Origin of the sequence: Robertmurraya sp. FSL R5-0851 (assembly GCF_038002965.1) — a bacterium.
Classification (GTDB): domain Bacteria; phylum Bacillota; class Bacilli; order Bacillales; family Cytobacillaceae; genus Robertmurraya_A; species Robertmurraya_A beringensis.
Map to the genome: position 1 here is coordinate 541,027 of NZ_JBBOOE010000002.1, position 13,685 is coordinate 554,711.

Annotated in this window: 7 protein-coding genes and 3 pseudogenes; 3 read left to right on the plus strand and 7 right to left on the minus strand. The window is 36.9% G+C overall.

Annotated features, from left to right (window positions below):
• Nucleotides 1-6: 6 nt before the first annotated feature.
• The 6 genes and pseudogenes from MKX65_RS26930 to moaA all read right to left on the minus strand — a co-directional run bounded on the left by MKX65_RS26930 (nucleotide 7) and on the right by moaA (nucleotide 7,079).
• Nucleotides 7-510 carry a QcrA and Rieske domain-containing protein gene (locus MKX65_RS26930; protein WP_340906930.1) on the minus strand — a complete coding sequence of 168 codons (504 nt, stop codon included), beginning with the start codon at nucleotides 508-510 and terminating at the stop codon, nucleotides 7-9.
• Nucleotides 503-1,081, minus strand: coding sequence for a 4Fe-4S dicluster domain-containing protein (locus MKX65_RS26935; protein ID WP_340906931.1), 579 nt, complete (start codon nucleotides 1,079-1,081; stop codon nucleotides 503-505). Before MKX65_RS26935 ends, MKX65_RS26930 begins: the two co-directional genes overlap by 8 nt.
• Nucleotides 1,074-3,236, minus strand: coding sequence for a formate dehydrogenase subunit alpha (gene fdhF / locus MKX65_RS26940; protein ID WP_340906932.1), 2,163 nt, complete (start codon nucleotides 3,234-3,236; stop codon nucleotides 1,074-1,076). The genes MKX65_RS26935 and fdhF overlap by 8 nt, the downstream gene beginning before the upstream one ends.
• A 2-nt stretch (nucleotides 3,237-3,238) precedes the next feature.
• Nucleotides 3,239-4,339 (minus strand): MFS transporter, encoded by a 1,101-nt coding sequence (locus MKX65_RS26945; RefSeq protein WP_340906933.1) that lies wholly within the window; start codon nucleotides 4,337-4,339, stop codon nucleotides 3,239-3,241.
• A gap of 78 nt (nucleotides 4,340-4,417) precedes the next feature.
• Complete coding sequence (locus MKX65_RS26950; RefSeq protein WP_340906934.1) at nucleotides 4,418-5,923, minus strand: nitrate/nitrite transporter; 1,506 nt, start codon at nucleotides 5,921-5,923, stop codon at nucleotides 4,418-4,420.
• Nucleotides 5,924-6,068: 145 nt separating this feature from the next.
• Nucleotides 6,069-7,079: pseudogene (moaA, locus tag MKX65_RS26955) on the minus strand (GTP 3',8-cyclase MoaA).
• A 993-nt stretch (nucleotides 7,080-8,072) separates the two neighbouring features.
• Here moaA and MKX65_RS26960 point away from each other — a divergent pair.
• On the plus strand, nucleotides 8,073-8,336 hold the full coding sequence (locus MKX65_RS26960) for a hypothetical protein (protein ID WP_340906935.1): 264 nt from the start codon (nucleotides 8,073-8,075) through the stop codon (nucleotides 8,334-8,336).
• A gap of 692 nt (nucleotides 8,337-9,028) precedes the next feature.
• Nucleotides 9,029-10,138: a sensor domain-containing diguanylate cyclase gene (locus MKX65_RS26965; RefSeq protein ID WP_340906936.1), complete on the plus strand. Its 1,110-nt coding sequence runs from the start codon at nucleotides 9,029-9,031 to the stop codon at nucleotides 10,136-10,138.
• A gap of 913 nt (nucleotides 10,139-11,051) precedes the next feature.
• Here the strand turns inward: MKX65_RS26965 and MKX65_RS26970 are convergent.
• Nucleotides 11,052-11,414 (minus strand): annotated as a pseudogene (locus tag MKX65_RS26970) (transposase); the annotation flags it as partial.
• A 548-nt stretch (nucleotides 11,415-11,962) separates the two neighbouring features.
• Here MKX65_RS26970 and MKX65_RS26975 point away from each other — a divergent pair.
• A pseudogene (locus MKX65_RS26975) lies at nucleotides 11,963-13,524 on the plus strand (IS3 family transposase).
• Nucleotides 13,525-13,685: the final 161 nt, after the last annotated feature.

The following is a 13,685-nucleotide window of genomic DNA, read 5'->3' on the forward strand; positions in this document are numbered from 1 at the left end:
TTCCTCCTAATGTTGAGCCTGACTAATGCCAGTTGCATAAATTTTGTTGTTCTTAAATTTCAACTTGATTGAAGGTAACGCGCGTGGGGGTGGTCCAGCTAGAACCGAACCATCTTCCACATTAAAAAAACCATTATGACAAGGACATGCTAATCTTCCAGAATCTTTCTCCCAATAAACAGGACACATTAGGTGTGTACATTTAATGTTATACGCACGATATTCTTTTTCCGAAATCCGAATCAATAAAGCTGGATCATTATCATCGGGATAAGTAAATGGAAGACTTTCACCTACAGCCAATTCTCCTTCCTTTGTTATAAACAGTTCTGTCTCATGACTTTCTTCCTTTTTATTCTTAGAGAACGCTAGTAAGGGTGTGGAGCTAATGAAAAAGATGCCCATCAAGGATAAGGTTGATGCGATAAAGCCTCTTCGGTTAAGGTCCAGCTCTCGATCTCGTTTCACATTAAAGGATAATTGTCTAAGAAATTTTTCAAACCTATTCATTATGCTTTTGCACCCCTTCACTCTCCCAATATCCAAATCGATGGGTCTCTGTGTCAGGTAAACCAATGACGGTTCTCGTCTCAATAATAGTACCGCCAAAATCCCATTTATATTGTACTGGTTTTGGAGAATCATACTTGATTTCTTCTTCATCGACAAATCGAATCGTGTCTGTTGGACAAACACTTGCACACATAGGTGGCCTTCCTTTGGATGTGCGGTCGTAACACATATCACACTTATACATAACGTTTTTTACATCATCTACCTTTGGAATACCAAACGGGCAGGCATATGTACAGTTTTTACACCCAATACATTTTTCTAAAGAGGCCGATAAAACCGTGCCATCAGGAGCAATGGAAATGGCTTGAACCGGACATGACTCTGCACATGCTGGTGTTTTACAGTGCATACATGGCGTAGGCGAAGTTGCTACTGTTTCACCGGGACTTAATTCATCGACAAACATACGTGACAAATGATCATGACCACTACACTCTTCACACCCGATTACACAGGCTTTACAACCGATGCATCTTTCATAATCAATGTATAATACTTTACCCATGATGTTCCCCCTGCTTGTCTATAGCCTTTTCTAGTTTCACCGCGCACACTTTAAATTCAGGCATTTTAGACTTAGGTTCTAAGGCTGGATTGGTTAAATGATTAATGGCTAACGTTTTGCCCCAATGATAAGGAACAAATACCATATCCTCTCTGATCGCTTTTGTTATTTTTGCAATAACCTTTATATTTCCCCTTCTACTAGAGACTTTCACGAACTCCCCGTTTGATATATTAAATTTATTGGCGAGATTAGGATGAATTTCGACGTAAGGATCTGGACAAAAGTTTCGTAAGGTTTCGATACGTCTTGTTTGATTTCCGCTGAGATAATGAAATACCACTCTCCCAGTTGTCAATATAACCGGGAAATCATTATCCACCTTTTCATTCGGTCCTTTATGTTCAAAGGCTAATATTTTTGCTTTACCATCGGGAAAGTTAAATTTTAAATCTTGAAATAATCTTGGCATTCCTTCGTCTTCCTCGGACCGACTCGGCCAGAACACCCCTTGCATTTTGTCCAGTTTTTCGTATGTAATTCCGGAATAATCAGCCGTTCCGCCCTTACTTGCCGTACGAAGCTCATTAAAAATATCCTCAGGTGAATGATATTTAAAGAATTGGCCACGGCCAAGTCTTTCTGCAAGGTCACAAATGATTTCCCAGTCACGTCTAGATTCTCCTGGTGTTCTGTCAATCCCTCTAATCCTAAGAACACGACCTTCGACATTAGTAGTGGTTCCATTATCTTCAATCCAAACCGTGGAAGGCAGTACCACATCAGCGAGTTCTGCTGACTCTGACATAAACATATCAATACAAACAAAAAAGTCTAAACTTTTCAGATATTCTCCAACATCTCCAACCGTGGGAGCAGAGACCATTGGATTACTACAAACTAGCAATAATCCTTTAATTTCTTTCCCTAGGGATTGGAGCATTTCAAAAGCTGACAACCCAGGACCGGGTATCTCTGACTCTTCTACACCCCATACCTTTGCAATGTACTTCCTAGCTTCTGGATCCGTTATTTTTCGAAAACCTGGCAATTGATCGGCTTTTTGACCATGTTCTCTACCTCCTTGGCCATTTCCCTGCCCCGTAAAGGTAGCAAAACCTGATCCTTTACGACCAATTTTCCCGGTAACCAAACAGAGATTAACATAATTGGATACAGCATCGGTCCCGGTTGCATGTTGCTCTACACCTCGTGCAAACATAGCCATCCCATTTTTTGCCTCTCCAAACATTCTTGCTGCAGTCACAATTCGAGGGACTTCAATTCCTGTTACATCTGAAACATGTGAGGGGGTGTATTTTTTAACTAACTCCTTAAGATCTTCATATCCCGTTGTATGATTATCGATGAAGTCTTTATCAACTAGATCTTCCTCAATCATGACATGTAGGAGACCATTGGCCAGAGCAACATCTGTTCCTGGTCGTAAGTTTAAATGTACATCAGCAACTAAAGCCGTTTTTGTTTGTCTTGGGTCGATGACAATCAGTTTTGCACCATTATCACGTGCTCCCCAAACATATGGCATGGATAAGGGATGACATTCTGCTGTATTCGATCCCGCAATAAGAAGAACATCTGCTGATTTGATGTCTGACCATGGATTAGTTGCGCCTCGGTCTATCCCCACACTTTGATTGAAACCAACGGAAGCCGATGACATACAATAACGGCCGTTATAGTCGATATTTTTTGTGCCAAGACCAATTCGAGCAAATTTCCCCATTAAATAACATTTTTCGTTGGTCATAGAAGAACCGCTATACACCCCAAATGCATCTTTTCCATGCTTCTCTTGAATTTCTTTAATTTTCGAAGCAATGAGACTCATTGCTTCCTCCCAAGTGGCTTTTTGAAGTTCGCCATTTCTTCGGATGAGTGGATAGAGAATACGATCACCGTGTTCAGCCTGTCGGTAGGCGGCCACCCCTTTAGGACATAATCTTCCTCCATTCATAGGGAAATCATATCTCGGCTCTACTCCTATAACCGATTGACTTTCTTTATTTACACGAATATTCATTCCACATTGCATTCCACAAAAACAACAATGGGTCGAAATTAGTTCTTCCCCTTCTCTAACTATCGGGTCATAATCCCGCTGAGAATATTCTTTATTTTGAGCATGACTCATTATTAGTCCTCTCCTTTTTCGAGTTGTAATCCATTTCTGCCGTTACTTTCTAGAACAACATTTTCTTGACCTAAATGAATTTTTGCTCCATATCCTCCAAGTCGATGACTCACTCGGCGACACTCAGAGCACATATCCGAAAAATGAAAATTCGTATTGTCAATCGGAACAGATAAATGCCTTTTTTGCAGCGCCAGTTGAACATCTTTTATTTGGGTTTTCGTTGCGTACTCCCTCCCACATCTAGCGCATTGCTTTTGTTCATTTAAAGAGTGATACATCGGCACCATAACGGCTAAAAAACGTAATGGTAAATGCCAAAACTTACTAAAGGGGAAATAAAGGAGAAAGACAATCACCGTTACTTGGTGGGAGATGGCAATTCCCATATAAAATGCTCCCTCCATCCACATAGCCGAAACCGTTAGTAACGAGCCCGTAATGGAGATGGCGATTAATAGGAGCAAGGGGAAAAAGTCATACTCTTTCGACTGTTCAACAATCTTTTTTTGATCGGTTACCCTTCGATATAATGCTAACGAGCAGCCAATAATTACGGCAATCCCTGTCCAATTCAGCCCATGGTATAGAGTAAAAGCTAATACTGAATCAACTCCCATTCGAAATACAGGTATTCCGAAAAAAACCACCTGGTACCTCTTTGGTTCAACTAACTCGAAATGCATCCAATTTAAGACAAGTGCAAAGGTAATGGCAAAGGAGAACAAGACACCCCAAGAAATAAACATATGTTGAATCCATCGAAAAAAAGATCTCCTTCTAATAAACCTTTGTTCCCCAATATTTGAATATAGAGTTTGAAAGACAAACTTTAATCCTTTAAGGCTAAACATCATCTTAAATCCTTGTTTCCAGAGTCTACGAGTAGGGGGACGTAGAGTCCATGAGGTGATTCGAATCGTTAATAAGATGAAACATAACACGGTTGCCCATAAGTAACCGTATAAAGCCATATCAACATACCCAAATTGTTCAGATCCGATATAAATGGAAAAAAACAAAATTACCAATACAATAAAAACATTTCGGGCTGACTTTTTGGAAAAAATCAATGAATCATCTTCATACGGGTAATACTCCATGCTAATGACTCCTTTTTATTCGTTTTGTTTATTATGTCCAAAACTTTAACTAAAGTTACCAATAGGATTAATATTAACCTACTTCTTTCCTCTTTCCTCGGTGATGTCACTAAACATGCCTACATAATATTTAACTTCCCCTGCATCATTTTTCACTTCACTAATGGTTAACCATTCCAGATAAGGTTCATTATTCTTTCTTTTGTTCCAAATTTCACCCTGCCAAAAGCCCTTTTCATGAATGGATTTCCACATATTTTTATAAAAGGTTTCATCATGTTTCCCAGACCTTAAGATACTCGGAGTTTTACCTATCACTTCTTCTCGACTATATCCTGTTACCATTGAAAAAGCAGGATTCACTTTTTGAATAATTCCGTTCTTAGTGGTAACCATCATTCCTTGTGCAACGCTATTAATCAATTTTGACTCTAGACTTAATCGTTCTATATAAAACATCCATAGAACAATTACAAAACTAGCTAGAGCAAATTGAGATAAGGCCATAAATCCAATCGCATAATGTCCCGTCATGTTATAAACAATCGTAAGCATGATTGGTGGAAAAAATCCACCAATACCACCCATGGCAGATACAATACCATTTACAATGCCTGCTTGTTTTGAAAAATAGTAAGGAACTAACTTGAAGATGGTTCCATTTCCAGTACCTGCACATAGGGCAACCGTTAAACATCCCACAGTGTAAAGGGTAATCGTAGGTGAAAAAGATAAGAGTACTCCTGATATGGTTAGACCTGCAAAAACATATAAGAGAATGATGAATGGATTAAATTTGTCTCCTAACCAACCACCAACTGGTCTCATAATAGTTGCTAGTGTAATAAAGCCTGCCGTGCGTATACCAGCATCTACTGGACTAAGTTCAAAGTTGGAAACGAGAAAATTAGGAAGATACACCGTAAATGCAACAAACGAACCAAAGGTAATGAAATAAAAAATGCTTATAAACAAAAGCTTTTCATTTTTTATCACTGCTTTCAATTGACTTCCCAATGAAGTTGTTACCTTCGGTTCCCTCCGGTCACCAAAAAGGAAGTTAAGAAGGGCAAATAGCAGAAGTGGAATCATGAATGTTCGAGCAGTATTTTCCCATCCAATTGAATTCGCTAAGATAGGAGCAGAGAAGGATGTAATGGCAGTTCCTATATTCCCAGAACCATATATCCCATTGACAAATCCATGACGTTCCTTCGGATAATATTTTGGCATAGAAGTCACACCCACTGAAAATACAGCTCCTCCAATACCTAGTAATAACCCCCCTAAAATCAGGTCAGTTACTGAATTAGCAATACTTATGTAAAAGACAGGAACTAGTAAGATTAAGAAACTACTAACAAAGATAATTCTGGCTCCTAAGAGGTTTGTCCAATACCCGAGAACAATTCGGAGCAAGGAGCCTAAGATAACAGGAACTGCTGTTACTAGTGCGATATCACTAGCTGAGAGGTCGATATCTTTACGAATATGAGGAATTAAAGATGAAATCATAACCCATACCATAAAACCGATAATAAGGCTTACCGTTTGCAGAGGTAGTTGAATCTTTTTAATATTCATCCTTTCACATTCTCCTTTCATTTCCACTAATTTATTTTTGGTAAAACCAGTTATTTTATTCTGAGAATGAAATATAAAAAAGTAGAGAGTTTCCCCTCTACTTTCTAAGTTTCTTATTATCTTTTTCAGTTTTGAGTTAAATATTTTAATTACGCGACATTTCTATTTTCTCATGATGAGTATGGTCTTCTCGTACTTCTGAATAACCGTCTCTACGATGAGTCCATATTTTCTTAAGATAAGAGACTAACTCTTCATCCGATGTTTGAGATTTCAATAATGATTGAATATTATACCCTTTGTTTGAGAACAAACGAGTATACAACTTTCCGTCTGCTGATATACGTGCACGATTACAAGAGGAACAAAACGCATCTGAAACAGAAGAGATAATACCCATTTTATCTTGTGAACCTATATAACGGAACCGTGACGCGACCTCTCCCGGTTAGAGTGGGTCAATTGATTCAATGGGCATCACCTGATGAATATCATTGATGATTTCCCTCTTGGAATAAACATCATCCTTTTTTCCTTTTATTTGTATTTCCGACATCCATAAACTCAATAAAGCGTAAAATATGCTTCTTTTTGCGAAAAAACTTTGCCATTGGTACAATTTCTCGTTCATTCATCCCACGTTTTACCACCATATTTATCTTTACATCCAAACCTGCCGTGGCAGCAGCATCTATCCCCTTTAATATGGATTGAACCTTAACACTTCTTCCATTAATTTTGGTAAATACTTCTTCATTTAATGAGTCCAAGCTAATCGTCACACGTTTTAATCCTGCTTGCTTTAAGGCTTTGGCATAATTGGGAAGGAAATAGCCATTTGTTGTCATTGCAATATCCTCTACGCCTGGGATTTCCCATATTTTCGAAATTAGTTCTGGTAATTTGCACCTCAGTAAAGGTTCCCCACCTGTAATACGGACTTTTTTTACGCCAAGGTAGCCGGTGAATAGCTTTATTACCCCGTTCTATTTCCTCAAAAGAAAGCAAAGCTTCATTCTTGAGATACGGATAATCTGGACCGAATATTTCAGCTGGCATGCAATAGGTACAACGAAAATTACAAGTATCTGTTACAGACAGCGATTCGTAAGTCTCTCAGAGAACGCTTTAATTGATCGGTTACTTCTTGCTTCATTTGATCATCCCCGAATTCCTGGACTTCACATAATTATAGCTAGTTTAATTTTTTGTAATATATGACCATTAAAAGCCAAAAAGACCGAATTATTGAGGATTATACTGAATAAATCACGAGTTATGTCACTTAAACGACAAGTAATGAATAATAACCTTTATTCCGAGGTATATAATTGTGGTCTTTTGACACAGTCTACCAATATCAGATAATATCAATGGTTGTGCATTTTATACTGTTTCTTATTTCATACTAAATTTTATTCTTAATACGAGTGTACCTTTTGAAAAAGAAACTTTAACTCATCTAGTAACTTTATCTCATTTTTCTTATTTTCTTCAAATTTAATTCCATAGCTAAAACCCTTTATTACTTTACTCGGAATTATAGGAATACCTAAATCTGACAATAGCTTTATTCCTCGTGGACATATATTTAAGATTTTTGCTGAACAAGTTTTAGTTTCCGCTTTTACCCCATTAATTTCATTGATTTTAAACACTGTCTCTATCGGAGTTTCAAATATATATCTAAAAGGTTCATTCCTTTTATATCTCATTTCACACTTCACAGTTCTAATTTTTCATTTTAAGTACTATTGAAAATTGTTTAAATTCACATTTGGAATAAATTGAAGGATAGTTATTATGGTTACTAAAACACATTTAGAAATATTACCGTAATTTTAGGAGTTGTACATTTTAGGTGTTTTCAAGCATTCCGTTAAGTGTTTCATATATGTAAGAATCACTTCATTTTTGCACGATAGCACAACCTTGTATCTATTAAGCCCCGAAATGAACTTGGACAGCTCCGAGCTTATTGTTAATTCTTATTTAGAAGGGGTTAATGAAGAAAATGCACAATCTTTTGTGTTGTGGATGTAGTAGATTATGTAATTGATGCAATTGATTTTTTGCTTTCGCTGAGTCAGTTGCGCTCCATCGAGCAGCACGTAAGAAAAACTTATATATTACTACTTCAGTGGCTCTAGTGTTTGGAACGTCGGTTTTAACATTTTCTCCATTTGGAATGAAGCTCGAAGAATATATTGGTATTCCGGAAGATATTTCAATTACTAAAATACAAGGTCAAACCTTCCCTCCATCTGGTTACAGTCAATCCCTTCCTGACTATGCAACAGAAGAAAAAATACATTCATGGATTAGTAATGGTCCGATACCAACGATAAGTGTTGGTCAAGCACTAGGACCTGGTGCACTTGTATCCCAACTAGTTTTACATTTGTTGGATTGAAAAGAACCACCTATTGTTCCAGAAAGTTTTCAGTTGCATTTTGAATAGAAGGGAAAGCATGACCAGTGAAAAGTAGCCACTTTCTAGATCCTAATAAATATATACTTTTATAAAAATGCTATTCTTATTAAATCAGGGGTGAAGAGGATATTTTTGATTAGTATCCTCTTCATTTCTTACGATACTATTGCTGTTTTCCTCTTTATATTCACCGCTATGGCAATGAACTTTGAATATTTAGCATGCTTAATAGATCTCCCCTAGCTAGAGTTAAACCATGAAACCTTTTCCATATGAAAGTTAGTTCTTGTACCCATAGCATAGTCGTGGTCGTGATAGTATTTCGCCTCAGTAGTTGGAGCCAATACTGGATACTTACTGTAGTTAGTCTGTGGTAAAGTTTCCTCCAATAGGGGGTAAGCGTTTTAATCCAAGTTAACAGACTTTATATATGTTTTAAAAATGTAATAAATAATGTTAATTAATCCTAAAAAGGAGTACAGGGAACGTGGTAATTTTAGTAGCTTGAGAGAGGACAAGTAAAGCCTATCCCTTCACTCTTTCAATGATATGTCAAATGGACTAAAAATATTGTCATGAAATTTACAATGGAAAAATATTACTACTAAAATATACTAATATTATTCTATTAGTTAAATATAATGATGACATATAATGTAAGGGGTAGAATAATGCAGTATACAGCAGACATTCAACTTATAATGATAGATTTGGTTATTTTTACAGCACTCTTCTTTATGATTACCCTATTTATTATAAAGAAAGAGTTGTATATAGGTATCTTATTCAAAAAGCAAAACTTTATTGACAGGACTAAAGATAGAATCCCTTTTAGTATTAAGAATAAAGCGGACTATGAAAAGAAATATCTTGATACACACAAGGATTTACAGAATCTAAAATTTGCATTAGACGAGGCAAACCTTGTTCAAATAGTAGATAAACATGCGAATATTATGTATGCTAATGACCAGTTCTGTAGTCTATCCGGATACACTTTTGATGAACTAAAGGGAAATAATATGCGTATGCTAAATATTAATTACCATTCAAAGGAATTTTTTCAAGAGCTATGGGCGACTGTTTCTCAGGGGAAAGTATGGAAAGGTGAGATGCGAAACAAAGCGAAAAATGGAAGTTATTTTTGGGTTAATACAACAATTGTCCCATTCTTAGACAAGGATAATAAACCAGTAGAATATATTGTTATTCGAAATAATATTACCCAAAGCAAAGAGAATGAGGAAAAATTGGAATACTTGTCTAATGTGGATGGTTTAACATCCTTATATAATCGAAGATACTTTGATAATATGCTTGATTACTATTGGAATACTTTGTATCAAACCAAGGACTACCTATCAGTAATCATATTTGATGTAGATTACTTTAAATATTATAACGATTACTATGGTCATCTAATGGGAGATCAATGTTTGATTGATATATCTAATCGAGTAAAAGAATTGTTATGGGAATATGAAGTTGTTTGTGCTAGGTATGGGGGTGAAGAGTTTGCTATTCTTTTACCATACAAGGACTTACATGAATCCAGTATGATTGCAGAAATGATTCGAATAGCAATATGTCAATTGCAAATACCACATAAAACTTCAAAACGAAATGATTTTGTGACCATGAGTTTTGGAGTGGCTTCGATAATACCTAGTTCAAACATTTTTCCAAAAGAACTTTTGAAATTAGCTGATACTGCTTTATATTCTGCGAAGGGTAACGGAAGAAATAGAGTAGTTAATTATGTTGAGTACATCCATAATTAAAAGTAGGCTCTGTAAATTTTTCAGGTTGACATTTCTGCTCCAGAAGCAGTATCTTGTATGGATGATGTAATTTATCAAAAACAATTGTCTACTATGTAGGAAATTACATCTTCTGATATTTCTATTAATCATGTAGCAGCAGAGTTACAAGAAAAAATAAAAAAGTTTCTTATAATTTCCTCAAAACAAAAGGCAATATTCCGTCTTTTTACTTAGTCAGGAAAATTCCTTTTTCTTGTATTTTTCTCACTTGAAGTTTCAGGATTCGCTTTTATGTAAATGCTGCAATATCATCGGGCTACCTAGATTATCATTGTGTGCTTTAAAATAGCAGTTTCACCAACCTAGCTCATTTTTTGGAATGAGCTCACTCACTTATATAAGTTCTAGCTGTAAATTCCTCGACAAACCTTTTCTATTCTGTTTAATTGGTACTTTTTTCCTTACTATAACCATACATGTGTAAAGGTATCATTTTGTCAACTCTACGTGGTTTTAAATGGAAAAAACATTCCTATTAAAGGAATGCTGTCCTCCCTCTATAAATGTTGATTTATCAACGGTTTAATCCTATGTTGGGGTATCAAAAAAATATTTTTTGACACTTTTCCTAACAATATTTTTATATGATGTGAATCTGTTCTTATACATGGATACGCTACGCAGTCACTACTGGATAATAGTGGAAAGTGGTGCTAGGGAATTATATGATGCACAATGGATCTCTGCGTAGCTTATGATGATGTGCCTTCATATGTCTCTGGGCATCAATGTGCCTACAATCCTTCGTTCGGTCTAGTCATAAGGCAGAGGCTAGCGAAGCTCCTTTAGGGACTCAAAGTCGAATGGACAAGATATTGCTAGCTTCTCCGTGTCATTTTGTTGTCTAGGTCTGTTAAGGGGATGTAAAACTTTATATAGCCTCTGCGAGACTAGGAATATCCTGCATCATTCGCTGTGCGTCAAATACTTTGTGCTTAATACTGATTCCATGTAACACTTTTAATAGTTATCCCCATAAAACCACAATAGATTGCTTTTTGTGTAACGGATTATCCGTACGGTTTGTGTAATAATTATGTAGCTTTCGAAAGGCTTCATTTTGGGGACTCATTGGTATCATTACTCGGAAAAGTAGGGCTCGTAGATTTCTTCTACCGCGTTTGGAGATGCGTTTTTGTCCTTTGTGCTGGCCGGAGGAATTTTTACGTAATGTTAGTTCCACAGATTTAATGATTTGGTTTGGATCTTTATAGTGTGAAAAGCTTCTTATTTCCACCCGTACAATTAATCTCAGAAAATAACAATTAAGGAGGTTGAGAACTAATATCTCTCTAGAAGGTTACATTGAGTGATTTACTCTTCAAAGCATTCTATTCTTCCTAAAAACACTTTGGATAAGTTTGGAAATATATAAATATATTTACAATATCTTATACCTTTTAAAGAGTTTACACAAGGTTTTTATTAAATTCACTATTTTTTGTCTCTCTTATATTAGCTACAAATAAGCGCCTTCTCTAGGGGATACCTCTAAAACAATGAATTAAACTTTTTTTCTTGTTGAGCTAAACTCTCTATTAGTTACATAAAAAATAAGTGTACATAATGTTAGGGAGGTCGATTAGTGTTAATAGAAGTTTTACGTAGTACTTAAACTAAACGAAAAACGCCCCAACCCAATGACATCAATGGGTTGAGGCGTTTTCTATTAGATCAACAAGTAGCGTAAAAAGGTTACATGCGATCCACCCCCCTCTGTTAGGATAGATGTCGTAGGGAACTTTAGTGTATAGTTTAAATCATACACGGAGGTTGATCGACATGAAAAGTAATAATGGTAAACGTTATACAAAGGAAGAGAAAGCATCAATTATTAAGAGAATGATGCCCCCCACTAATGAATCGGTTGGCCAATTAAGTGAAGAGTTGGGCATTACTGAACCCACGCTTTACAAGTGGAGAAAAGAGGCTAGATCATCTGGAAACCCCACACCCGGAGATGGACAAAGTTCTGAACACTGGAGCAGTGAAGATAAGTTTCTCATAGTTATGGAAACATACTCAATGAATGGTGCGGAGCTAGCGGAGTATTGTCGAAAAAAGGGACTTTATAAAGAACAGATTGACGCATGGCGAGATTCATGCCTTAATGCAAATGGGCGAGAATCTAGTCAAACAAAGCAGTTAAATCAAGAATTAAAAGAGGAGAAAAAGCGAGGAAAGGCATTAGAGAAAGATTTGCGTAAAAAAGAAAAAGCATTGGCAGAAGCTGCAGCCTTATTACTATTAAGAAAAAAGGCCCAAGCGATCTGGGGGGACCAAGAGGACGAATGATCAGCCCGTCAGATCGCGCACTAGCAGTAGAACTCATCCAAGAAGCAAACCAAAATGGTGCGCGATTAGCCCCGGCGTGTAAAGAATTGAACATTAGCGTTCGCACCTATGAACGCTGGATTTCAGAAGGTGGAATCAAGGAGGATCAACGCCCTATTGCGTTACGTCCAGAGCCAAAAAATAAATTAACGATAGAGGAAAAACAAGAGATACTGGAGGTTGTTAAAAAAGAGGAATTTGTAGACCTACCGCCTACTCAAATCGTGCCAAAATTAGCAGATCAATGCATTTATATCGCCTCCGAATCTAGCTTTTATAGAGTTCTTCGTGAGCATAAAATGCAAAATCATCGGGGAAGAAGCAAAAAGCCCGAGGGTAGATTACCAGAAAGTCATTTAGCAGTAGCCCCAAACCAGGTATGGACATGGGATATAACGTGGTTAAAAGGGCCGGTGAAAGGCTTGTTTTATCGACTCTACTTAATTATCGATATTTTTAGTAGAAAAATCGTAGGTTGGGAGATTTGGGAGTCAGAGGAGGCAAAACACGCTGAAGATTTAATGAAGAAGACGATTATTAGTGAAAAAATCCAAGGTAAACCACTCGTTTTACATTCCGATAATGGCAGTCCCATGAAAGCCGCAACATTTCAGGTATTACTTGAAAAATTAGGGATCCAAAGCTCTTATTCAAGACCAAGAGTAAGTAATGACAATCCCTATTCTGAAGCAATGTTTCGGACTCTGAAATATCGACCTGAATTCCCGTACAGAGGCTTTGAAACACTTGAGGCTGCACGTGAATGGGCATTAAGATTTGTGAATTGGTATAACTGTATACATTTACACAGTGGTATAAATTTTGTGACGCCAGAACAATGCCATACAGGTGCGCATATTGGGATACTGAAAAAGCGCAAAGAAGTTTATGAACTAGCGAAACAAAAGCATCCAGAACGTTGGACGCGCTCAACTAGAGACTGGAGTGCACATGATTCAGTGGCTTTAAACCCAATAAAGGACAAGATAGAAAAGGATGGAACAAAATAGCCCCACTGCGACTGAGCTTGAACTACCCATTCCCTTCTCATCAAAGAACAGAATGAATTCTGTTCTTTGATGAGAAGACCACCAAGCAAAGCGCGGTAGTTACCCTTACGTTCTTACACTAGTAAACAAGTTAAATGCGACAACTATCTTGACAAACACCG

Bases quoted from the DNA above. Each gene is read 5' to 3' on its own strand.
- MKX65_RS26930 (WP_340906930.1), bottom strand. From the start codon at position 510: ATGAATAGGTTTGAAAAATTTCTTAGACAATTATCCTTTAATGTGAAA.
- fdhF (WP_340906932.1), bottom strand. From the start codon at position 3,236: ATGAGTCATGCTCAAAATAAAGAATATTCTCAGCGGGATTATGACCCG.
- MKX65_RS26965 (WP_340906936.1), top strand. From the start codon at position 9,029: ATGCAGTATACAGCAGACATTCAACTTATAATGATAGATTTGGTTATT.
- MKX65_RS26950 (WP_340906934.1), bottom strand. From the start codon at position 5,923: ATGAATATTAAAAAGATTCAACTACCTCTGCAAACGGTAAGCCTTATT.
- MKX65_RS26945 (WP_340906933.1), bottom strand. From the start codon at position 4,339: ATGGAGTATTACCCGTATGAAGATGATTCATTGATTTTTTCCAAAAAG.
- MKX65_RS26935 (WP_340906931.1), bottom strand. From the start codon at position 1,081: ATGGGTAAAGTATTATACATTGATTATGAAAGATGCATCGGTTGTAAA.